This is a genomic window from Nostoc sp. TCL240-02 (assembly GCF_013343235.1).
In the GTDB taxonomy this organism is placed as follows: domain Bacteria; phylum Cyanobacteriota; class Cyanobacteriia; order Cyanobacteriales; family Nostocaceae; genus Nostoc.
In genome coordinates this window covers 6,371,103-6,394,741 of sequence record NZ_CP040094.1, presented here as the reverse complement: position 1 = coordinate 6,394,741, position 23,639 = coordinate 6,371,103, and the positions used below count along the sequence as shown (strand labels likewise).

The 23,639-nt window shown below is 40.6% G+C and carries 13 protein-coding genes; 7 read left to right on the top strand and 6 right to left on the bottom strand.

What is annotated here, in order from left to right; genetic code table 11:
- The first annotated feature begins 179 nt into the window (after positions 1 to 179).
- The 3 genes from FBB35_RS27205 (at position 180) to FBB35_RS27195 (ending at position 3,529) form a co-directional block, all read left to right on the top strand.
- Positions 180 to 2,633 (top strand): ATP-dependent Clp protease ATP-binding subunit, encoded by a 2,454-nt coding sequence (locus FBB35_RS27205; RefSeq protein ID WP_174713786.1) that lies wholly within the window; start codon positions 180 to 182, stop codon positions 2,631 to 2,633.
- A 229-nt stretch (positions 2,634 to 2,862) separates the two neighbouring features.
- Positions 2,863 to 3,153 carry a hypothetical protein gene (locus FBB35_RS27200; protein ID WP_174712237.1) on the top strand — a complete coding sequence of 97 codons (291 nt, stop codon included), beginning with the start codon at positions 2,863 to 2,865 and terminating at the stop codon, positions 3,151 to 3,153.
- Between the two features lie 85 nt (positions 3,154 to 3,238).
- The gene (locus FBB35_RS27195) at positions 3,239 to 3,529 is read left to right on the top strand and encodes a hypothetical protein (protein ID WP_114081325.1); all 291 of its coding nucleotides are present in this window, start codon (positions 3,239 to 3,241) and stop codon (positions 3,527 to 3,529) included.
- A 63-nt stretch (positions 3,530 to 3,592) separates the two neighbouring features.
- Here FBB35_RS27195 and FBB35_RS27190 read toward each other — a convergent pair whose 3' ends face one another.
- The 4 genes from FBB35_RS27190 to FBB35_RS27175 form a co-directional block, all read right to left on the bottom strand.
- The gene (locus FBB35_RS27190) at positions 3,593 to 4,687 is read right to left on the bottom strand and encodes an AI-2E family transporter (protein WP_174712236.1); all 1,095 of its coding nucleotides are present in this window, start codon (positions 4,685 to 4,687) and stop codon (positions 3,593 to 3,595) included.
- Between the two features lie 89 nt (positions 4,688 to 4,776).
- On the bottom strand, positions 4,777 to 6,210 hold the full coding sequence (locus FBB35_RS27185) for a bifunctional orotidine-5'-phosphate decarboxylase/orotate phosphoribosyltransferase (RefSeq protein ID WP_174713785.1): 1,434 nt from the start codon (positions 6,208 to 6,210) through the stop codon (positions 4,777 to 4,779).
- An 80-nt stretch (positions 6,211 to 6,290) separates the two neighbouring features.
- Positions 6,291 to 6,884 carry a cytochrome b/b6 domain-containing protein gene (locus tag FBB35_RS27180; protein WP_174712235.1) on the bottom strand — a complete coding sequence of 198 codons (594 nt, stop codon included), beginning with the start codon at positions 6,882 to 6,884 and terminating at the stop codon, positions 6,291 to 6,293.
- A 626-nt stretch (positions 6,885 to 7,510) separates the two neighbouring features.
- The gene (locus FBB35_RS27175) at positions 7,511 to 9,040 is read right to left on the bottom strand and encodes a PAS domain-containing protein (protein WP_174712234.1); all 1,530 of its coding nucleotides are present in this window, start codon (positions 9,038 to 9,040) and stop codon (positions 7,511 to 7,513) included.
- 487 nt (positions 9,041 to 9,527) lie between these two features.
- Between FBB35_RS27175 and FBB35_RS27170 the strand changes: the two genes are divergently transcribed.
- Positions 9,528 to 10,901, top strand: coding sequence for an AAA-like domain-containing protein (locus FBB35_RS27170; RefSeq protein WP_174712233.1), 1,374 nt, complete (start codon positions 9,528 to 9,530; stop codon positions 10,899 to 10,901).
- A 36-nt stretch (positions 10,902 to 10,937) separates the two neighbouring features.
- Here the strand turns inward: FBB35_RS27170 and dnaG are convergent, their stop codons facing one another.
- Entirely contained in the window at positions 10,938 to 12,902 is a 1,965-nt protein-coding gene (gene dnaG, locus FBB35_RS27165) for a DNA primase (protein WP_174712232.1), read from the bottom strand.
- A 141-nt stretch (positions 12,903 to 13,043) separates the two neighbouring features.
- Here dnaG and FBB35_RS27160 point away from each other — a divergent pair, with 141 nt between their 5' ends.
- The 3 genes from FBB35_RS27160 to FBB35_RS27150 all read left to right on the top strand — a co-directional run bounded on the left by FBB35_RS27160 (position 13,044) and on the right by FBB35_RS27150 (position 21,409).
- Positions 13,044 to 14,396 (top strand): N-acetylmuramoyl-L-alanine amidase, encoded by a 1,353-nt coding sequence (locus tag FBB35_RS27160; protein ID WP_174712231.1) that lies wholly within the window; start codon positions 13,044 to 13,046, stop codon positions 14,394 to 14,396.
- Positions 14,397 to 14,854: 458 nt separating this feature from the next.
- Positions 14,855 to 16,954, top strand: a complete 2,100-nt coding sequence (locus tag FBB35_RS27155) for a BsuBI/PstI family type II restriction endonuclease (protein WP_254625704.1) — start codon at positions 14,855 to 14,857, stop codon at positions 16,952 to 16,954.
- A 342-nt stretch (positions 16,955 to 17,296) separates the two neighbouring features.
- Positions 17,297 to 21,409 (top strand): response regulator, encoded by a 4,113-nt coding sequence (locus FBB35_RS27150; protein WP_174712230.1) that lies wholly within the window; start codon positions 17,297 to 17,299, stop codon positions 21,407 to 21,409.
- A 131-nt stretch (positions 21,410 to 21,540) separates the two neighbouring features.
- On the opposite strand, the gene FBB35_RS27145 is transcribed toward FBB35_RS27150, so the two are convergent.
- The gene (locus tag FBB35_RS27145) at positions 21,541 to 23,385 is read right to left on the bottom strand and encodes a tetratricopeptide repeat protein (protein ID WP_174712229.1); all 1,845 of its coding nucleotides are present in this window, start codon (positions 23,383 to 23,385) and stop codon (positions 21,541 to 21,543) included.
- Between the last annotated feature and the right edge of the window lie 254 nt (positions 23,386 to 23,639).

Sequence of the window (23,639 nt, the reverse complement as noted above, 5' to 3'; positions counted from 1 at the left end):
TAACTCCCAACTCTTAAATTCTCTTAGACGGCTAGTACACCTGATGTCTTACGGCTCTCACCACTGCCACTTAACTTTAAATAAAGTTACATTAGTCCTTAAGAAAATACAAAAAACTTTAGATGAGGGTGAATTTTATCTCACCCAAAGTCCAAGCAGCGAGGGAGCAAGAACCCATTATGTTTGAACACTTCACTTCCGAAGCCATTAGAGTAATTATGCTAGCTCAGGAAGAAGCACGTCGCCTGGGACACAATTTCGTAGGAACTGAACAAATTCTCCTGGGTTTGATGGGAGAAGGAACTGGGGTTGCTGCTAAAGTGCTGGCCGAATTAGGCGTTACCCTCAAAGACGCACGTCGTGAGGTAGAAAAAATTATTGGTAGGGGTTCTGGCTTTGTACCACCAGAAATTCCTTTCACTCCCAAGGTGAAAAGCCTCTTCGAGCAATCTTTTAAAGAAGCTCATAGTCTGGGACAGAATTACATCAACACAGAACACTTACTCTTAGGATTAACTGAGGCTGGTGAAGGTGTCGCCGCTAAAGTTCTACAAAATCTAGGAGTTGACTTCAAAACTGTTCGCAGTGCCATAGTTCGCCGTTTGGGTGAAAATGCACCAGCTTTCGCTGGTAGTGGTAGTCAAAAGCGCACCCAACCGCTAACGATGGAAGAATATGGCAGAAATTTGACCAAATTAGCGCAAGAAGGCAGACTCGACCCCGTTGTTGGTCGTGAGAAAGAAATTGAGCGGGCAATCCAAATTCTCGGTCGCCGCACTAAGAATAATCCCGTGTTGATTGGAGAACCAGGAGTTGGTAAAACTGCGATCGCAGAAGGTCTAGCTCAAAGAATTATCAACCAAGATGTTCCCGAAAGTTTGCAAGACAAGCAAGTTATCAGCCTCGATATGGGGTCATTGGTGGCTGGAACTCGCTTCCGTGGCGATTTTGAAGAACGCATCAAAAAAGTTGTGGAAGAAGTTCGCACTGTCGGCAATATCATCTTGGTAATTGACGAAATTCACACCTTGGTTGGTGCTGGTGGTACAGAAGGTGGTTTGGATGCAGCAAACATCCTCAAACCTGCCTTAGCACGGGGTGAACTCCAGTGCATCGGCGCAACTACCCTCGATGAGTATCGCAAGCATATCGAGCGTGATGCCGCCTTAGAGCGTCGTTTCCAACCGATTATGGTTGGAGAACCCTCAGTAGAAGAAACCGTACAAATTCTTTACGGCTTGCGCGGCGCTTACGAACAGCACCACAAAGTCACAATTTTGGATTCGGCACTTGTAGCAGCCGCAGAATTATCAGACCGCTATATTAGCGATCGCTTCTTGCCAGATAAGGCAATAGACTTAATTGATGAAGCTGGTTCTCGCGTTCGTCTGCGGAACTCTCAAAGTTCTCCTAATAAAGAACTCAAGCGTGAACTCGCTGGCGTTACCAAAGAAAAAGAAGCAGCAGTCAGAGTCCAAGATTTTGACAAAGCTGTAACCCTACGCGACCAAGAGTTAAAACTTGCAGAACAACTGCAAGCAACGTTTACACCAAACGAGCAACCTGTAAACTCGACTGTGGTTGACGAAGAAGACATCGCCCAAATTGTTGCCTCTTGGACTGGTGTACCAGTCAACAAACTGACGGAATCTGAGTCAGAGTTACTTCTGCACCTAGAAGACACTCTGCATCAACGCCTTATCGGTCAAGAGCAAGCAGTTTCGGCTGTATCTCGCGGTATCCGTCGCGCCCGCGTCGGCTTGAAAAATCCCAATCGTCCCATTGCTAGCTTTATCTTCTCTGGCCCTACCGGAGTCGGTAAAACAGAATTGGCGAAGGCACTAGCTTCCTACTTCTTCGGTGCGGAAGATTCGATGATTCGGCTAGATATGTCCGAATACATGGAAAGCCACACCGTCGCTAAGTTAATTGGTTCGCCTCCGGGTTACGTCGGATATGACGAAGGCGGACAGCTTACAGAAGCCGTGCGGCGGAAACCCTACACAGTGCTGCTATTTGACGAAATCGAAAAAGCGCACCCCGATGTATTCAATATGCTGCTGCAACTCTTGGATGACGGTCATCTTACCGATGCCAAAGGTCGGAAAGTAGACTTCAAGAATACGCTGATCATTTTGACTTCCAACATCGGTTCCAAGGTGATTGAAAAAGGCGGTAGTGGTTTAGGCTTTGACTTCGACACTCAAGCCGACGCTAGTTATAACCGTATCCGCACCTTGGTAAATGAAGAATTGAAAGCTTACTTCCGTCCTGAGTTCCTGAACCGTCTCGATGAAATTATCGTCTTCACCCAGCTTTCTAGGGATGAAGTGAAGCAAATTGCTGAAATTATGCTTCGTGAAGTTTCTAAACGCTTGACAGAAAAGGGGATTACTCTTGAAGTTAGCGATCGCTTCAAAGAACTTGTAGTGCAAGAAGGTTATAACCCCAGCTATGGTGCAAGACCATTACGTCGGGCAATTATGCGCCTTTTAGAAGATTCTCTCGCCGAAGCAATGCTGTCTGGTCAAATTACAGATGGAGACACAGCGCTTATCGATGTTGATGATGACTCTCAGGTGAGAGTACAAAAATTAGAAAAACGAGAATTGCTCTTGGCAAATGTTGGCTAATTTTATACCCGATCGCTTTTTGCTGTAATATTTGAGAAATAATTAGCCTCTCATCTAAGTAGAGGCGATCGCAGGGTCATCTCCGACAAACATAAAGTGAAATGGTATTATTTCTCACCCTCAGTAGATATACTGGGGGCTTTTTTATGCAATTTTCTTGTAAGTGGGCAATACCCACTTACCCACAGATGTTTATAATGAGTTTAGGATATAGCAGCATAGCAGCAATATGATTGAAAATCAGGACTTCCAAATAGTTAAAGATAGTGTCAAAACTGATAACAAAGGACGATTAACCTTGGGTACTGTTGCCAAAGCAAAGAGTTACCGAGTGCTGATTAATGAGTTAGGACAAATTCTGCTAGATCCAATTGTAAACATTCCACAAAGAGAACTTTGGATATGGCAAAATTCTGTAGCTCGTAGCTCATTAGAAGTTGGTATAAAACAGGCAAGTTCTGGTGAACTTCACGACTTAGGTTCGTTTGCCGAGTATGCGGATATAGAAATTGATGAATAGAGGATGTCACCAGGACACTAGCTCTGAACACTAATTTTAAAACATAATCCTTGTTACAAGGGTTAATCTACCAAACTGAGCAATAGTGAATTTTAAGATAATATTTTCAAGCGAGGCTAGTACAGCACTAGCTAAACTACAACAAACTGACTCTAAGAAGTACCAAAAAGTTTTAAAAACGCTGGGTTTAATGGAAACAAACCTACGACACCCTAGTTTGAATACTCACAAATATGAATCTTTATCAGGGCCCAATGGAGAAGAAATTTTTGAAGCTTATGTAGAAAACAAAACACCTGCTGCTTTTCGAGTTTTTTGGTATTACGGATCTGAACAAGGAGTTATAACTATTCTGACTATTACACTTCATCCTTAATGATACCGTTGCAACTTAGTATTAACGGTAATATGGCATCTTATTTTTATAAACAACTCATTTCTATACTGATTCCTCTGGCAACAATTCTGATGCTACTTCACTTTTAACTACATTCTCAGAATCACCAGATTTATAAAAACCATCTGCTGCATCCTTGATAAAACCAGCTACAGGTACCGCGATTAGCAAACCTAAAACTCCACCGACATTGGTTCCTACAAGTAAAGCAATTAACACCCATATTGGTCTAAGCCCAGTAAATCTGCCTAAAAGCCGTGGTGCGATCGCCTGATCGATTAACTGGTCTATCACAACAGCTACCGCCAAAACCTTCGCCGCTAGCCAAAAGTCATGTGTGGCTATTATGAAAGTGATTACAACAAGACTGACGACATCGCCAAAGGGAATTAAACTCAAAAGTCCAACTCCCAAACCGAAGAGTAAAGCAAACTGGACTTGAAAAGCTAAAAACAATAATGTTAATGAAGCACCCATCAGAAAAGCCAAAGTTACCTGCCCAATCAAGTAATTTTGAAAGTTTTGCTGAATAGACTGTCTTACCTTCTGGGCAAAACTTCCAGGCAACTTTTTAAATATTACCTCCCAAATTCTTGGGCCATCTAACAAGAGGTAAAAAGTCAGCACTACTATGATTAAGGCATCAGAAACACTATCAATCGTATCTCTAATAATGCTTAAAAGTTTATCCGTAACGAACTCGAATTCATTAGGTAATTGGTCAGTTACTTGTGTTAGTAGCTGACTTAAATTTACATTTAATTTGTGCCTAGAGAACCAAGCATTTAAAGTTTGAAGTTTTTCTTCGCTAGAATCAATCCATTGAGGAAGAACTTTCGCCATTTCATTAAATTGCTCTAAAACAATGGGAACCAAAGTGATACCCAGAGCAACGATAATTATCAATGCTGATATAAAAACTAATGATACTGCATAGCCACGTTTCACTCCTTGCTTTTGAAGAATAGTAACAGGATAGTTTAAAACAAATGCAAGCAAAGTAGCTAAGACAAGAATTGTTACGACAGGTTGAAAATTTTTAACAAGCAAAAATGCTAGCCAACCATTGAGAAACACTAGAGGAAATAACAGCGTAAAAATTAACCATCTAAGTAGTTGATTGAGTGGAAAATTCATAATTAATTTAAAACTAAAATTATTCTATTTACTACATTTAATTGGGAAAATATACTCAACGGCAAAAAAATCTTCCCAATTCCCAATTCTTAACTTTCAGCAAAAGCCAAAAATTGCTCCTCATTTATTCGTCCTGCTTGATAGAGAGTATTAGTAATTTCCGAAATAGTTAAAACTGAATGGCTACGATAACCATTTTGCTGTAACCTATCTTTTACACCTTGTTCATGATCGATAAGTACCACAATATCATTAACATTTAATCCTGCTGATTCTAACTTTCCTGCGCCTTCCATAACACTTTTGCCACTGATGAGAATATCGTCAACTACCACAACTGTTTCGCCAGGATGAAAGTTACCCTCAATAACTCTTCGCGTTCCGTGGGCTTTTACTTCTTTACGAGGGAAAATCATCGGACAATGAAGGCGCAAAGCTAAACCAGTCGCGGTAGGCAAAGAACCATAGGGAATACCTGCTAATCTATCAAAATTGAGATTCTTTAAAATATCCTCATAAGCTGTGAGAACTTGATTAAAAACTTGGGGATTGGAAATAATTTTGCGTAAGTCGATGTAATAAGGAAATATTGCTCCTGATGCTTGGACAAAACTGCCAAACATAATGCAGTCAATATCATAAAGTTGTAAAATTAAATCCTGGTAGGGATGTTGATTTAAGAAACAAACATCAGGAAACCACACAGAACACGTAGAATTTTCGTGAATAACTTCAGTTTTTATTTGCTTAATTTCTGCGCGTAAAGATTGTACTTCTTGAGATAGCTGTGTGTTTCCCAACATATCTTGAGGGACAGGAATCAACAAACCATCGCCGTTAGCATTCAAACCTGCTTCTAAAATTTGTCTTAAGTTTCCACCCTTCGCCCAGATGCTACGCGCCATAATAATCCGTTCAGGCGCGATCGCTCGAATAAGTGCTAAAACTTCAGGATTGGTAATTCCCACTTCCAAACCCAATTGTTCTGGAGTTCCCCAGGTTTTTGATTCTTTTACTACCTGTAAATAAAGGGGTGACTCGTTTGTAGGATATTGCTGTAAAGCTTCTGCGCCTGGATTAGAAGTACAGCATAAGATAAACACTGCCTTATCAGGATAGACCAAAAAAGGGGCTACATGATCTTGTCCTGTATAGGGACTAAGAGTAATTGCATCCACCTCCCATTGTGTAAACACAGTTTGGGCAAAAATGGTACTAGTATTTAAGTCACTGTGTTTTGCATCTAAAATAACTGGTATGTGCGCTGGAATCGCTGCTAAAGTTTTGTACAGCAATTCTAAACCGGGAATACCTAACGCTTCGTAGAAGCCAAGTGTCGGTTTATAAGCACAAACGTAATCAACAGTTTCCGCAATAATGAATTGTAACCACTTTTCCAAACCAGCGATGAGTTCTTCAGATTCATAACGCACAGGCATCATCTCTGGATTTGGATCGAGTCCTACAAATAGTAAGCTTTGATTGTGCAAGATACTACGATTCAATTTATCAAAAAAGTTCATTTTTTTTAAATAGTCATTGGTCATTGATCATTGGTCATTGGTTATTGCGCTTTCCTACTTTTATGACCAGAGTTTATTTACTAAAACATTGATTCTGTTAATTCAGTACCACCAGCTTTTTGCCCTAATTGATAGTGAATCACTGCAAATAAGATAACCATTGGCACTGAGGCAAAGTGAACAATTCGCAATGCTTGCCAATTGCCAAATAAATCCACAATCCAGGGAAATTGAGCAGGTTTATACATTCCTATTCCTGTAAATAACGCCAGCAGCAAGATTGGAATAATTGCTGTATACACAATCCGATGCCAAGCATAAATTAGGCGCTTGGAATTGTGACTTTTTTGTAATGCTTTGAAGTCATTTGCACCGACAAACCGATGTCGCCAGCGTCGAGTAATTAAAATATAAATTCCATACCACAAGAGATTTAGCGAGAATAGCCACATTGCAGCAAAATGCCAGTGTCTACCTCCTGCAAGCCAACCTCCTAATGTAAATATCGGAGGAATGTGCAAACCTGCACGTCCACCAAAAACAGGGTTGGCGTTGTAAATTTGTAGTCCACTGGTGAGCATGATAAACAGGCTAATGATGTTACACCAGTGGAAAATTTTGGCTGCGATCGCTTGAGTGGGTCGCTTTCGAGTTTGAGAGGGGGTCAAAGTCATAGATTTTGACTAGCAAGTTTGGGTGTGGGTATTACTCACCTTTATTTTTTCATCCCATGATTCAGTATTCTGACATTGATGGTCTACATCTGCTGTTTTAACTGTCAGTTTAGGTATGAATAGGGTTGTTCTAAGCTAAATATTTAAAATTGGGGGGGCTGTTCAGTGGTGCTGTACCCTGTTCTAGTGCCCACGACCAAAGATATTCTATCCGGTATATTTCTAGCGATCGCTAATTGGACTGGTTATGAAGGAAACATGGATTTCTGAGCGCCGGATGATTCAATGACCATATCTCTTGACATCCTCCCTGTCCTTTAGGTCAGGGAGGATGTCAACTCCTTTGTATTTTGTTAAGCGATGTCTACGACAGGCTACGCCTACATGGTGATTATTGGAGGAAATGTACTGATGCCTTGTGTTGTAATTTAGGTGTCAAAAGTCACATTGCATACCTTCAAATATCACAACATTTGATAAATATTGATTAACTTTTAAGCGCTATTTGTACAAAATCGTGGGTTTTGAGACGCGATAAATCGCCGTCTCTACAAGTACTTTGGTCTGTATTGGATTTTAATACATCGATTGGCAAAAATTAACACCTACTACCAAAATTTAATTACTTAAAAGCTGGCGTGTTTTCTAATAGCAGCATAATGTCTTGCTGTTGTATTCATTTCAATTACCAACTCTGTACCTTGACCTAATTTAGAATTACACTTAATTTTACCTTGATGTTTGTCAACGATAATTTCTCGACTAATTGATAGTCCCAGTCCCTTACCTTTACCTACTGGCTTGGTGGTAAAAAATGGTTCAAAAATCTGTCTTTGGATATGGGGAAGTATGCCTTTACCATTGTCAGAAATGCGAATTATAACTTTGTGTTTTTTTCCTATTTGTTTGTTATTTGGTGAAATATCATTACTATTGACTAGTGACAAATGACTTCTAACAATTTCTGTATGAATAAAAATTTGGGGAGTAAAGGAATAATCATATTTCATCCTTTCTTCTAAGGCATCAATGGCATTAGTTAAGATGTTCATGAATACCTGATTTAAATCGCCGGGGTAACACTCGACTAAGGGCAGTTCCCCAAACTCTTTAATTACTCCAATCCCGGCTCTATCAGGCTTTTCTTTAAGCCGATGCTGTAAAATTCTCAGAACACTATCAAGTCCTTCGTGCAGGTTAACCTTTTTCATTTGGCCTTCGTCAGAAGTTGAAAAATTCCGCAAGGCGAAAACAATTTCTTTAACGCGTTCCGAGCCGGCTCGCATTGACCACAGTAGTTTTAAAAAGTCTGTCTTCACGAAACTAAGGTCGAGGCATTGCAGATGTAAGGCTATGACTGGGGTGGGGGTGGGATAGTAATGTTGGTAAAGTTCAATGATTCTGATTAAATCTTCAGCGTATTGACTCGCAGGATGGAGATTGCCGTAGATGAAGCTAACAGGGTTGTTAATTTCGTTAGCCATATCCGCCACCAGTTGGCCGAGGTTAGCCATTTTCTGGTTCTGCAATAACTGCCTTTGGGTATATTTGAGTTCTTCGAGGGTAGTTTCTAGCTGCTGTGATTTTTCTCTAACTTGGTCTTCGGTAGATTGGTGTTGGGAAATTTCTCTTTGGAGTTGTTCAAGTAGTTGGTATTGTTGAGTAGCGATCGCTTTATCCTGACTAATATCCTTGTGTGTCCCCGCCATTCGCACTGGTTTACCGGATTCATCCCACTGAAATACTTTGCCACAAGCCAAAATCCATTTCCATTCACCGGATTTAGTTAACATTCGCAATTCAACTTCAAACATAGGCGTGCATCCTTGGAGATAATCGTGCAACACCTGGCGAATTTTTGGTAAATCTTGTGGATGTACAAGTCGTTCAAAGGATTTATGCTCATGAGCGATTTCGTCTAATCCATACCCCAGAATGCCCTTCCACTGGGGATCGTAATAGGTTTTATTGGTTATGAGATTCCAATCCCACAACCCCAAGCCACTGGCGATTAATGCCATTTGTAAGGCGGCTTGTGAGCATTGACAAGGATCTAAATGTTCTGGAGATAAGTCTTTTGATTCTGGGAAACTCTGGGAATCTGGTACTGAAAGTGGAGCTTCCGGTTTATGGGTAGCGGGTTCTTCGATATGCATAGCTGCTGGTACGGTGAGGAAGATATCCTGTAGCTCTCTCTCTACGCTGTCTTAGCACCCTGACGATCCATTTATGGATATAATCGTCTACTTGGTTGATTAGGCTGTAACTTTGGTTAGAAATATATCAGCCCATATCATCAATTTGGATGGAATTTAGAAAAAGGTAAACGGACGAATGTAACCTCTGTTGCGATCGCCGTGGCCATTTTTTAGAAAAAATAGCTACATTGTGTGCATCTACATTCTAAGATATGTCTAAAAAAAGTAGTTCAAATCAAATATAATCACTTAAAAACTCGAAAAATTTTGTAAAAAAAATCTATGATTGAGTTACGTCAAATGTTTCAGGATACAAAAATATTGTCAAGCCTTGTTTGTAGCTTTTTTGGGAAAGGGCTGGCTGCTATTCATACAAGGTAGACTACATTGAGTTCCAAAACATAATGGTGTGATAAAAATTCATGCTAATTGGAGCCGATGAGTAATGACTATAGATGAAGTAGTATTGCTACTAAAAGCCAGTCAAGCAACGGGTTTAACAACGCTCCAAGAGATTATATTGCGTTCTTCGTGGGAAGGAAAAACTTACACGAATATTGCCTGTGAAGCTCACTACGGCGAGGAACGTGTCAGGAAAATTGCTGCTCATTTATGGCAAGTAATGAGTGATTTTTGTAAAGAACCGATAAATAAATCTAACTTCCGCCAGACTGTAGAAAATCACCGTCTTAGCAAAGCCCATCAGCAATTAATTAAGGAATTCAATAAAGTAGCTACGGCTATATCTTTAGAATTTCCTAGTGGCCCAGTATCCCTTAATTCCAGATTGTACATCCCTCGCCCACCAATTGAGGAAATTGCCTACGCAGAAATGGCTAAACCTGGAAGTCTCATCTGCATTCAAGCACCCAAGAAGATGGGGAAAAGCTCTCTGATTTTGCAGTTGCTTGCACGCGCTAACAATCAAGGCTTTCGCACCGTGACGTTAGATTTTCAGCAAGTAGATAAAGTAATATTTACTAATTTGGATAAATTTTTGCGCTGGTTCTGTGCTAATCTCAGCCGAGAGTTACAGTTAGAATCAAAACTCAATGATTATTGGGATGAAGATATGGGTAGCAAAGTAAGTTGCTCTATCTATTTTCAACATTATTTACTGTCTGCGCTGGAAACTCCCCTTGTGTTGGTATTAAATGAGGTGGATTGGGTATTTGAATATGAGGAAATTGCTGGGGAATTGTTACCGTTAGTGCGATCGTGGTATGAACAAGCCAAAGGGGTAGAAATTTGGCAAAAACTGCGCCTGATTTTAGTTTATTCAACGGAAATTCTTGTTCCCATAAAACTAACTCAATCACCATTTAATATTGGTTTACCGATTAAGTTACCTCCCTTTACAAAAGAGCAGGTGCAGGATTTAGCACTACGTCACGGCTTGGATTGGACAAATGGTAACGTCGAGAGTTTGATGGCACTGGTGGGAGGATATCCTTATTTGGTGCGATTAGCTTTTTATCACCTGGTGGGTAAAGGGGGACTAGAACGGGATTTAGAAAAGCTATTGCAAGAAGCACCCACAGAAGCAGGAATTTATCACGAGTATTTAAAGCAATATGTGTTAGCGCTACGAGATGAATCAACATTGCAAGATGCTTTTTATGAAGTAATTAACGCTACAAATTATGTGAAAGTGGAGCCAGTCTTGGCTTATAAATTACAAAGTATGGGGCTAATTAATTTAGAAGGCGATCGCAGTACTCCTGCCTGTGAATTATATCGTTTATATTTCCGACAATATTTGAAGACAAGCGAGCATTTCAATAACGGCTGTTTTAACTGCGAGTTTAGGCATGGCTAGCGTTATTTCTGCGAGAGTAAGTTCAGGAGTGCAAAGCTACAGCAACTCTGTGATCGAAAATAGCCGTTGTCGGTCTATTTTCTGAAGCTTGATTTTTTCAGCGTAGAAAGCTTGATAATAAGATTGATAACGCTCTGGTTCAGCTTCTGGATCGGTTTGTTGCCATAGTTCCAAAAAGTGGCGATAGCGCTTTTCCAGCATCACCAAGTCCATGCAAGCGATCGCAGCTTGAACTACTTGCGGAGTCCGAAGTATTTCTTTCTGGTTTTTTTCATTCACATGAAATAAGTGCGAAATTAACCCCATTTCGCTGCTAAATTCTAAAAAATGGTCTTGCAAGCGGGAAATTAAATCTGGTTGAGACGCATTAGCGAAGCGGGGCGAAGCCCAATTTCTTGTCTCTCCATCACCGGATGAAATTTCTAAAATCTGTTGCCATAAAAATCGGTGGTGGGAAAGGCTAAATTGCAAATCTCGCTCCTCTAGTTCGGTAATAATCGCTTGACGTTGTTCAGGACAATGCAAGTAAATTCGCAGCAATAAGGCTTCTGCGTGTTCTAAAAGACTGCGTTCTGTAGGAAGTGGGGATTGAGAAATTTTACTACTTCCCCATGCTTGCTTCGCTGATACAGGTTTAGTGTATGCAGCCGCAGCCGGAGCAATTTGAGTTAACAGATTTTCGACTCGCAGAGGTATAAGTCTGGTATCTCCCAAACTGAGTATTTCTGCACAGTAGGAAACGTAATAATTTCGTGTATCGCTGTTGGCTATATTTTTAAGTAATTTGACTAATTGCTGAGTTGCTTGCTGAAAATCAGTAGCCTGCTTCAAGTCTCGGTTTTGAATAATTTGCTGAATCTGCCAATCTAACCAAAGTGGCGCATTTTTTAGCAGTTCTCCATAATCTTCTGGCGTGTGGCTATGCAAATATTCATCAGCATCTTTACCATCGGCTAAATTCAGAATTTTTAGCTGAACTTCGCCTTTGTATGCTAATTCGGCAATTTCACCGATCGCCCGTTCGGCGGCATTGGTTCCGGCTTTATCAGCATCAAAGTTGAGTACTAATTGCTTCGATTCGGTATAGCGTAAAATTAATCGGACTTGTTCTAAACTTAAGGCTGTACCGAGGGAAGCAACGGCGTTATTAATCCCAGCAGCGTGAAGAGCGATCGCATCAAAATACCCCTCTACCACCACCGCTTGATCGAGTTGAGAAATCCCACCCTTGGCTTGATCGAGGGCAAATAATGTTTTACCTTTACTAAAAAGTTCCGTTTCTGGTGAATTCAGATATTTCGGTTGTTCATCCGTGAGAGTTCTGCCACCAAAGGCAATGACGCGCCCTTGAACATCGCGGATGGGAATCATCAAGCGATCGCGAAATACATCATAATAACCGCCTCCTTCCTTGCGTGGCTTAATCAATCCCGCTTTTTCTAGGATCTGCGCTGGGTAATGTTTATCTTCCACTAGATAACGATAAAGAGTTTCCCAACCGACGGGGGCATAACCTAAACCAAATTGCTGGATAGTTTCTTCTTTGAGTTGGCGGTTAGATTGCAAATATTGAAGCGCCTTTTGCCCTTGGGATTGTCTCAGGGCGTGTTGATAAAATTGGGCGGACGTTGCTAGAACTTCATACAACTGCTCACGCAAAGATAGCTGACGCTGCAATTCTTGACGTTGTTCGGGTTCGAGGGTTTGTACAGGTACTTGGTAACGCCGTGCTAAATCCAGCACCACATCGGCAAAAGAGCGCTTTCCCAACTCCATCACAAACTTGATGGCATTTCCTCCAGCTTGACAGCCGAAGCAATAGTACATTTGCTTAGTCTGGCTGACGGTGAAACTAGGAGATTTCTCGTCATGGAAGGGGCACAAACCGACAAAATCCTTTCCACGTTTGCGTAAAACTACGTATTCCGAGACGACATCTACAATATCAGCCCGTAGTTTAACTTCCTCAATTGTATCTGGGTGCAAGCGGGGGATTTGCATTCTAGTCTATTTGTTAAGTCATGAGTTGGTAGTTAACACTGCGGTGGGTTTACCAACTGATAGCTATTATATTCTTGTTGCTAGACCAAGAATGATCTATACAATTGCTTACATTTAATTTTATCAGAGGAAATACTGAAAATGGGACGTATTTTTATATCAGCCGCTCATGGAGGCAGAGAAGCAGGAGGAATCGATTTAGGTGCGATCGCAGGTGGTACAACTGAAGCGAAAGAGATGATTCTGCTGCGGGATTTGATCGTTACGGAACTGAGGGCGCGGAATTTGGAAATTTTAGCAGTTCCCGATGACTTGAGTGCCGCCCAAACCATCACCTGGATCAATTCTCGCGGCCGCCGGGGTGATGTTGCCTTAGAGATTCAATCTGATGCAGCTAGCAGCCCTTCTGTGCGTGGGGCTAGCGTCTTTTATATTGCGAATAATAGCGATCGTAAAAGCAATGGTGAACAGTTGCTAGTGGGATTATTGCGCCGCGTCCCCCAATTACCGAATCGGGGAGTCAAGCCAGATACAGATAGTGGATTAGGTAGTTTAGCATTCTGTCGCCAGACAACGCTTCCAGCTTTGGCAATGCAAGTGGGCTTTCTTAGCAATCCAGAGGATCGGGCTTTGCTGCAAACTCGTCGCCGTGATTTTGCTTTAGGCATTGCTGATGGATTGGTAACTTGGAGTCGTGCGATCGATCCTACTCCTGGCACTCCAGCCGAAGCAAATTATCCACCAATTAATATTAATATTAATGGCCAAAATTACTCAGAACAAGGAGTATTAGTTAATGGCAATGCTTACATCCCCATTGATTTAGTAGATCGGCTGCGAATTGATCTTTCAAAAGCAGCTAATGTTAATCGAATTACCTATCGTAAAATAGTTTATATTAAAGCAATAGAACTCCGAGATTTTAATGTTGCGGTTAATTGGGATGCTGCAACTCGGACTGTCAGTTTGCGCTCCAATTTGATCGTTTGCCCAGGTCAATTGGAACGAGTTATGTCAAATGGTAATACTTCAGAAATACAGTTGCAATTATTCCTCAGAAACAATAACGAAAATGCTTTGGCAAAGTTTCCTGATATTCCCAAACTTTATCGGGAAGAAGCAGGGATAGAGGGAGTAAACTATGATATTGCCTTTTGCCAAATGTGTGTAGAAACTGGATTTTTACGTTTCGGCGGTGATATTAAACCTGAGCAAAATAACTTTGCAGGTTTAGGTGCGATCGGTGGCGGTTCGGAAGCTGCATCTTTTCCAAGTGCCAGAATTGGAGTGAGGGCACACATCCAACATTTAAAAGCTTACGCCAGTTTAGAACCTTTGGTACAAGAAGTAGTAGATCCAAGATTTCGCTTTGTTACACGCGGGATTGCAACATTAATCGATCAGCTATCAGGGCGATGGTCAGCAGATTTAGATTATGGTGCAAGGATTTCAGCAATGCTTAAACGATTATATGAATCAGCAGGACTTATTTGAGTGTTGATTAAATAAACTTACACTAATTACTTGAATCCTCTCTCCCTTTATGCCCTTTGCGGCAAGCTGTAAAAGGCATAAAGGTAGAAAAATAAGATTTTACAAAGGATTTAGAATTATATAAACCAATACGCTTGGGTTAAGCATTTCCAGCATTTCTTTCTTCTCTTTGCGTCCTTTGCGTCCTTCTCTAACGAGACGCTGCGCGAATGCGGTTCGTTAAAAAAATTGACTTTGGCAAAGAGTTTTAGCCTTAACTGAACTGTATTAGTTTATAACGCAATACGCTTGGCTTAAGCATTTCTTTTTTCTCTCCGTGTCCTCTGCGCCTTGGCGGTAGCCTACGGCAAGCCGCTCCGCGTCTACGTTAAAAAATTGACTTTGATTGCAAATTTTTAGTCTTAACTGAACCGTATGATTTTATCGAAGATGCAGTCAGGCTACTTCAGATTGGTTTATTGAATAGTGCAAAGGCAACAGAATTTACCCATGCTATTCTCAACCCGCCTTATTTAAAAATTAATGCTAATTCTAAGGTGCGTGAATTGCTGCATTCCATCGGTTTGGAAACTAGCAATCTTTACACTGGTTTTATGGCAGCTACAGCGCAACTTCTAAAACCAAGTGGGGAGTTTGTAGCAATTACCCCACGTAGTTTTTGTTTTTGTAATGGGCCATATTTCCGTGACTTCCGCAAAATGTTTTTAGAGATGATGGCTTTACAACAAGTACATCTTTTTGAGTCGCGGCAAGAAGCATTTAGTGACGATGATATTTTGCAGGAAACTATTATCATCCAAGCTATAAAAAAAAGGCAAAAATCTAGCAGCGTCATTATCAATACTAGTTTTGGGGCTAATGATGACTTGATAATGTCACAATCTGTACCATATACAGCCTTAGTTAATCCCAACGATCAAGAGCAGTTTATTCATATTATTCCAGATAAGATTAGCAAGCAAATCGTTGAGCGAATTGAAATTTTTCCCTGCACTTTGAAAGATTTAGGAATAACAGTTTCAACCGGACGGGTAGTAGATTTTCGATCAAAAGAGTACTTAAGAGTAAATCTAGAAAACAATACGGTTCCTTTAATTTATCCGGTGAACTTAGCGAATGGATATGTAGAACACCCAAAAATCACCAAAAAGCCTCAAGCGATAGTTTCCCTAGAAAAAACAGCCAATCTTTTGATTCCAAATGAGCATTATGTCTTATGCAAAAGATTTTCATCGAAAGAAGAAAAAAGGCGTGTTGTCGCAATGGTTTATGATGCCAATCAATTTAATTATGCCTATGTCGGCTTTGAAAATCACTTGAATTACTTTCATAAAGATGGACGGGGACTTAGCCTTAGCTTGGCTCGTGGGCTTGCTATTTATCTAAATTCAACCTTAGTTGATGCTTTTTTTCGGTTGTTCAATGGGCATACTCAGGTAAATGCCACAGATTTGCGAAAATTAAAGTACTCTAATTTGGAACAGTTATTAGCTTTAGGGATAGAGATTACAGAGCAGTTTCCTTGTTTGCGGAAAATTGATGAACTTATAGAAAATCAGCTACAGAGTATGTCGAATCTGTCAGAGAATAATCCAATTGTAACTAAGTCACGAATTGATGAAGCGCTGCAAATATTGACACAATTGGGATTTCCTCGAACACAACTGAACGAACGGTCAGCTTTAACTCTTCTAGCGTTGCTTGGCTTAAAACCGACAGACTCTTGGCAATTTGCAACTTCCCCTTTGATGGGAATTACGCCGATAATGGACTTTATGGCTCAACATTATGGCAAAACTTATAAGCCCAACACACGGGAAACAGTTCGCCGCCAGACAGTGCATCAATTTCTGGATGCAGGTTTGATAGTTGCTAATCCAGATAATTTAAGCCGCCCTGTTAATAGTCCAAAAACTGCATATCAAATTCAGAATAGTGCGCTCGAACTCTTACGAACCTATGGTACTGAAGAATGGGAAAAAAGCATCTGTACTTATCTTGCTTCAGTTGAAACTTTGAAAAAGCAGTATGCTCAAGAACGGGAAATGTCTCGTATTCCCATAGTAATTGATGGAGATATTAAAACTTTATCGCCAGGTGGTCAAAATATTCTGATTGAAAAAATTATTAATGATTTTGCTTTTCGTTTTACACCTAATGGAAAGCTCATCTATGTTGGCGATACAGATGAAAAGTTTGCCCATTTTGATGCAGCAGCATTAACAGATTTAGGCGTTAACATCGATTCTCACGGCAAAATGCCAGATGTAATTATTCACTTCACAACAAATAACTGGTTGGTGCTGATTAAAGCTGTAATTTCACATGGGCCAATTAATCCTAAATGGAAGAAAGAATTTGAAGTCTTATTCAGAAGTGCTGAAATCCCTCTGGTGATGGTAACAACATTTCTCAGCCGTAAGGCAATGGTGGCATATCTTGCAGAGATTGCTTGGGAAACAGATGTTTGGGTTGCTGAAGATTCAACTCACCTGATTCATTTCAATGGTGAATATCTATTACAGGCTTACCAAATAGAAAAGAAGCAAATTTCTTGAATATAAGTAAGTTGGCGTAAATAATTGTCGTTAGGATAAGGCAATAGCTAAAATGGTTTTAGGCTAGTTCATTAATATTACATAGTTTGATTTTATTGTGCCAACTTACTTACAGCAATCTGCTTAGTATTAGTGATATTTTGCTTGGGAATATCGTCTAACCCTCCTTTGTAAGGCAATATGCTTGGGTTATGTCAAAGTCATTTTTTAACGTAGATGCGTTATTGAATTGTTGGAAGATATCGGTTTATTTTCTTTTATATTTTAGTGCCCGTGTTAAATAGGGTAGTGGAAAGGGCATTATAAAGTGTCAGTTGAAACATTTGAAATGTCTTTGTAAGAATGTTCATATCTTCCACTGCTTTGACAGAAGCTGATTTGGAGTCAGCGATTGTTCGCAACCCACTGATCGTTTCGCCAAGTACATCTGTGATGGCGGTGATCGCTCAGATGAGTGGTAGTCGCACTGTGTGTTCATCTTCAAGAGAAGCAGATATGGAAATTGAAGCCAGGCATCTTGAAGCGCGATCAAGCTGCGTGTTAATTGTTGAAGGGAATCAGTTATTAGGGATTTTTACTGAACGAGACGTGGTTCGCCTCAGTTCTCAAATGCGAAGATTAGATAATCTGGCGATCGCTGATGTGATGGCACATCCAGTCATTAGCTTACATCAATCTGCATTTACCGACCTGTTTTTAGCTGTCAATTTACTCCAGCAGTATCGGATTCGCCACTTGCCACTGCTCAATGAACAAGATGAAATAGTTGGACTATTGACTCATGAGAGCTTACAGCAATTGTCGCGTCCAATAGACTTGCTACACCTACGTCTAGCGAAAGATGTGATGACTTCTGGAGTGATTTGTGCTGCTCCAAGTGTCTCTATGCTAGCGATTACTCACCTGATGGCAGAAAATCGGGTCAGTTCGGTGATGCTTGTAAAAGAACGAGTGGCACAAGGGCAACTGATCCAAGTACCTGTCGGGATTGTGACAGAGCGAGATATTGTCCAATTTCAAGCATTAGAACTGGATTTTGAACATTTCCAGGCCGAGGTTGTGATGAGTACGCCAGTTTTCTCAGTCAGCCCTGACTACTCTCTGTGGAGAGTTCAAGAGCTAATGCGGCAATACTTGGTCAAGCGGATAGCTGTGACTGGAACTCAAGGAGAGTTATTAGGGATCGTCACCCAGACCAGTATTTTGAAAGTACTTAATCCGATCGAGTTAACTAATTTAGTTGAAGTATTGGAATATCAGGTGAATCGATTAGAAGCAGAGAAATTAGCACTGCTGAAAAATCGCAACGCCGAATTAGAGGAGCTAGTCCAACAGCGTACAGCTACACTCAAGGCAAAAGCAGAGCGGGAACAATTAATTGCAACTATTGCTAGGCAAGTCCATTCTTCACTCAACCTACAGGATATTCTCGACACAACAGTTCAAGAAGTGCGATCGCTTTTAAATTGCGATCGCGCGATGATCTTGCAGTTTCAACCCGACTTGAGCATGGTTGTGGTGGCAGATTCAGTAAAGAATGGTTATGCTTCTTACCTGGGTAAACAGGTTCACGATACCTGTTGTGCTACTGATGTGTTTGATCTATATCACCATGAAGAAATTCGAGTTGTGTCTGATATCTACACAGCACAGATCAGTGATTGCCACCGAGAACTATTGAAAAAGTTGCAGACTAGGGCCAAAATTTTGGTTCCAATTATCCAAAGTGGCAATCTGTGGGGACTACTGAACGTTGTTGAGAGCCTTGCTCCTCGATTTTGGCAAGCCGAAGAAATCTCTCTAGTGCAACAGCTTTCGACCCAGATGGCGATCGCAATTCAACAAGCTACTGCTTACCAGCAGCTTAAAACAGCAGAGAATGAATTGCAACAACAAAACTTGCGAGCGAAATTGTTAGCCAATGTCACCCTAAAAATTCGTGAATCTTTACAAATTGATGAGATCCTCAAAACCAGCGTTACAGAGGTGCAAAAGCTTCTAAAGGCAGACCGTGTATTAATCTTCCAGCTAGAATCAAATTATTCTTTAACTGCGCTGCAAGAGGCAGTGCTTCCCAACTTTCCCACAGTTTTGGGACAGAATATTACCGACACTTGTTTCGAGGAAAAATACATCCAGAAATACCGTGAAGGACGAATACAAACTATTACAGATATCGAACAAGCTAATATCCAACCTTGCCACATTGAATTACTGCAAAGATTTGCTGTTAAGGCTAACGTTGTTGTCCCCATTATCCTCAAACATGAACTTTGGGGATTGCTCATTGCCCATCAATGTAGTCATTCCCGACAATGGATAAGCTGGGAAATTGAACTTTTAGGAGAACTAGCTAACCAAATAGGCATTGCTTTAACTCAAGCCAAGTTATTAGAAGCCGAAACCCTGCAACGGCAAGAACTTGAAATGGCTCGTCAACAAGCAGAATTGGCTTCAGAAGCCAAAAGTAGTTTTTTGGCGAACATGAGTCATGAAATTCGCACTCCCATGAACGCTGTTTTGGGAATGACTGGTTTGCTATTAGAAACTTCTTTAACACCAGAACAAAGAGATTTAGCAGAAACAATTAGTGTCAGTGGGGACGCGCTTCTTTATCTCATCAATGAGATTTTGGATTTATCCAAACTGGAAGCTGGAGAAATGATGCTTGAAACTCTGGATTTTGATTTATCCAGTTGTGTTGAAGAAGTTTTAGAATTGTTGGCTCCTCAAGCACATCATAAGGGATTGAAAATTGCCGCCTTGATTCATCGCAATGTCCCTACTTATCTTCAAGGAGATGCTAATCGTCTACGGCAAGTTCTAATGAACTTGATAGGTAATGCCATTAAGTTTACTAGCGCTGGCGAGGTGGTGATACGAGCAGAATTGCAATCAGAAAATTACGCTACAGCTACGATCAAGTTCTCCGTTATAGATACAGGAATTGGCATGGCATTACAAGACCAAAGTAAACTTTTTCAACCATTTACTCAAGTGGATGCTTCTATTACACGTAAGTATGGTGGTACAGGTTTAGGATTAGCTATCTGTAAACAGTTAGTAAATTTGATGGGAGGAGAAATTGGGGTCGAAAGTCAGATAGATAACGGATCTAAATTTTGGTTTGAGTTAGCTTTCACCAAACAGCATCAAGCTGTTTATCAAAATCATGAACATGAGCTTTTAAGTCAACGGCGCTTATTAGTTGTAGATGACAATGCAACTAATCGCAAAATTATTTATCATCAAGCCACCCGTTGGGGGATGCACGTAGACGAGGCTAGTTGTGCAACTACGGCTCTCCAAGCTTTACAGCAAAGTGTCGAGCAAGGAATACCCTATGATATAGCTGTAATTGATATGCAAATGTCCGAAATAGATGGGATGAACTTGGGAATACAAATTAAGACAAACCCTACCATTGCTGATATCCCTTTAATAATGTTGACCTATACTAATCAAACAGATGAAGTGCAAAGGGCGCTAAACATCGGATTTGCTAATTATTTGGTCAAGCCTGTGAAGCCATCGCGGTTGTTTGACACAATTGTCAATGTTTTAGGAAGCCAAGCAAAACTAAATGACTCCCATGTTTATAGAATTGAGCAACCGTTTGTGCCAATACAGGTAGAAACAATACATGATTCGACTAAACCCAAGTTAAAATTGTTGCTAGCAGAAGATAACCTTGTTAATCAAAAAGTCATCCTTAAGCAGCTTCAAAATTTAGGCTATAAGGCTGATGTTGTCGCCAATGGTCAAGAAGTTTTGCAGATATTAGATAAAATTCCTTACGACTTGATTTTCATGGATTACCAAATGCCAATTTTAGATGGTTTGGAAACCACAAGAGAAATTCGTCGTCGGTCAACAAGCTCATTTGCTAGCCATCGGCAGCCTATAGTAGTTGCTCTTACTGCTAACGCTATGGCAGAAGACCAACAAAACTGTAGAGATGCAGGGATGGATGACTATTTAAGCAAACCAGTAACTAAAAAAGATTTAGCAGTAGTGCTAGAACGTTGGAGTCAAATAATTATTACTGCTCAGGCAGTTACGATCGCAGATTCTACATTTAGTAATCAAGATAGTCAAAATAGAAATTTCATCGACTTACTAATTGATTGGGAATATTTACATCAACTTTCAGACAACGATACAGAGTTAGAGTTAGAATTTTTGCAATTGTTTCAAGAAAATAGCCAAAGTCATTTAGAGTCTACCAAAGCTGCATTCGCTGCTCAAGACTTTCAACAAATTGCATGGGAAGCTCATCATCTCAAGGGTTCTAGTGGAAATATGGGAGTTAGACTTATGCAGCAATCCGCAGAAGAACTAGAACTACTGAGTCGCAAACATGAGACTGCTGGTATGGTCAATTTAATTGCAGATTTAGAAGAATTTATCAACCGTATTCAAGATTTTTTAATCAAGAAAAATCTTAATATGTAAACTGCTGTAACTTGTCAGCAATTACCTGTATAGTTTTTAACTTATCTCTTTACTGGTTGTAATTTACCTCTAGTTATATTGACAATCTAAACTCGGCACCATATCGCTATCCAAATCATCAAATCACTTGTTTACATATCTTGCTTATATACTTCTAATAATTTTGGAATGTAATCATATCCATCTACACCGATAACTGCAATGATTTTAGGGCGATGTTGTTGTAAGAAATTTTGGAAAGCTTCTGTCCCAATTTGCCCCTGTAAAATTGTCAGCAATCCTGCTGCTTGCCGCCACTCATTAGAAGCAATTTGCTCCAAAAGATACATTCCCAAACATCCTGTGTAAACGGTTTTTTCAGCATTTTGGAGATGATAATAAGCTTCGGCTAAATAAGCTAAGTTCCGCCCTTGCAGATACAAATCGCCAGAAACTTGCGCTGTTTTAAAACCATCTTCAAGATATTTAATTGCAGTTTGGTGTTCACCAATTACTAGATAAGCGATTCCTAAGCTGCTGACACATAAAGCTTTACTTTGAATATCACCTAATTTTTCTGATAATTTTAAACCTTGTTCCAAATAGTTAATTGCAGATTCATAAGTTTCGGGTTCTAGATTTTCGAGTTCTTGAGCTTGCATAACTTCGCTGTAACCTAAATTTACTAGCGCGTTTGCTTCGCCTGTACGATCGCCTGCTTGCCGACTCAATATTAATGCTCGTTGGCTGTAGTTAATTGCTTCAGCATAATTTTGCTGTTGCACATAAGTACGGCTGAGGTGGTTGAGATTGGCAATTTCACAAGCGCGATCGCCTGCATTCCTAGCTATCTCTAACGCCTGCTGATGAAAATCGATTGAGCGCTGGTATTGTCCTAAAGCACGCTGCGAATAACCTAAAAGGGTCAAAATTCGCGCTTTTTCCTGAGTTCCCTCACCCCGTCGCAATGGTTCATCCAAATAATCGAGGGCATCTCGCAAATAAGTGCCAGTGAAAGAGGCAAAAATCCCGCCGTAAAAGGGAAAATATGGACGCTGGGCAAAGGTTCGCAAAATCTGGAGCATGATTTGAGAACAGGCATCGGCGTATACTGTGCCAATACTTGCAAAACCACTGGCTAATTGACTCCAAATCACTGCAAAGGTCAAAAAAGTGGAAATGGACAACTTTGGCCCGGCTTTAACATCGTAAGCTTGTTGGTCAAACCAGTTAATTAGTCCCCGTTGCAAGAACTGTAAAATTAATGCCATTTCCACCCAATCTCTGAGGGTGATTCCTCGTTGTCGCTGGGCAAACTCAATTGCTGATTCTTCCATCGCTAAAGTGCGAAGCAGTGCTTTGGGTAACTCACTATTGAGTTGTTTAGCCCAACTTGCCCAAGGGCCACGTTCTCCAGGTACGCCGCCAAATCCTAAAGCTTCTTTTTGCTCGTACATCCAACTGAGCAAGTTGTCTTGCAATCGCTGCCAAGAAGCTAAACCACGGGTAATCCCTTCGGAAAACTGTTGTAAATCAGCATCTGCCTGGGCAAATTGCTGTAACGCTTTTGATAATTGCTGTAGCTGTTGCAAATTTAGCGGATACTTCTGATTGGGGTCAGTAATCCGTAAAAATGTCGCTAGACGCTCGTCAGCTGTGGCTGTGGTAATTTCTGTAACGGCGGAAGCGATCGCAACTGTTGTTTTGTTTTGCTCTTGCCAACGTTGCCATTGGCTTTGAATGGTCTTAATGGCTCTCAAACTGCGAGTAGCCTTGCCTTTCTTGAGTTCGTCTTTTTCACTATCTACTTGGCTTTGGAGAGCATTCAGGCGATCGCTCAAAACTAACTCAAAGACTTCCCCTGTACCGGAAGTAATTCCTTTAAGCAGCATTTGATACACCATATCAACAGAGCTAATTTTGCCCTTAAGGGTGCTTTCGACAATTTCATCGATTAAGGCAAGATAGCGATCGCGCAATGGCAGAGAATCTGACACTTTAGCTATTAAGAAACGTCACGTCAATTCTAATTCTAGTCCCCGTCAAGGGACTTCCAAATAAAAAAATATCCCATCGCTGTCTAGGCAGGGGGGCAGGGGGAGAAAGAAAAATATTATCTGAGTAAATTGGATAGTTCAGGACTTACGCAAGAACCCTCTAAAACTCTTATTCCTTTGTGTCCTTTGCGTCCTTTGCGGTTCGTTTTATCATGATTTTGCGTAAGTCCTAAGATGGATTCAATATTTCTTTT

What these genes read in the sequence shown, in the direction of transcription:
- FBB35_RS27205 (WP_174713786.1), top strand. Translation starts at nt 180, where the DNA reads ATGTTTGAACACTTCACTTCCGAAGCCATTAGAGTAATTATGCTAGCT.
- FBB35_RS27200 (WP_174712237.1), top strand. Translation starts at nt 2,863, where the DNA reads ATGATTGAAAATCAGGACTTCCAAATAGTTAAAGATAGTGTCAAAACT.
- FBB35_RS27190 (WP_174712236.1), bottom strand. Translation starts at nt 4,687, where the DNA reads ATGAATTTTCCACTCAATCAACTACTTAGATGGTTAATTTTTACGCTG.
- FBB35_RS27185 (WP_174713785.1), bottom strand. Translation starts at nt 6,210, where the DNA reads ATGAACTTTTTTGATAAATTGAATCGTAGTATCTTGCACAATCAAAGC.
- FBB35_RS27180 (WP_174712235.1), bottom strand. Translation starts at nt 6,884, where the DNA reads ATGACTTTGACCCCCTCTCAAACTCGAAAGCGACCCACTCAAGCGATC.
- FBB35_RS27175 (WP_174712234.1), bottom strand. Translation starts at nt 9,040, where the DNA reads ATGCATATCGAAGAACCCGCTACCCATAAACCGGAAGCTCCACTTTCA.
- FBB35_RS27170 (WP_174712233.1), top strand. Translation starts at nt 9,528, where the DNA reads ATGACTATAGATGAAGTAGTATTGCTACTAAAAGCCAGTCAAGCAACG.
- dnaG (WP_174712232.1), bottom strand. Translation starts at nt 12,902, where the DNA reads ATGCAAATCCCCCGCTTGCACCCAGATACAATTGAGGAAGTTAAACTA.
- FBB35_RS27160 (WP_174712231.1), top strand. Translation starts at nt 13,044, where the DNA reads ATGGGACGTATTTTTATATCAGCCGCTCATGGAGGCAGAGAAGCAGGA.
- FBB35_RS27150 (WP_174712230.1), top strand. Translation starts at nt 17,297, where the DNA reads ATGTTCATATCTTCCACTGCTTTGACAGAAGCTGATTTGGAGTCAGCG.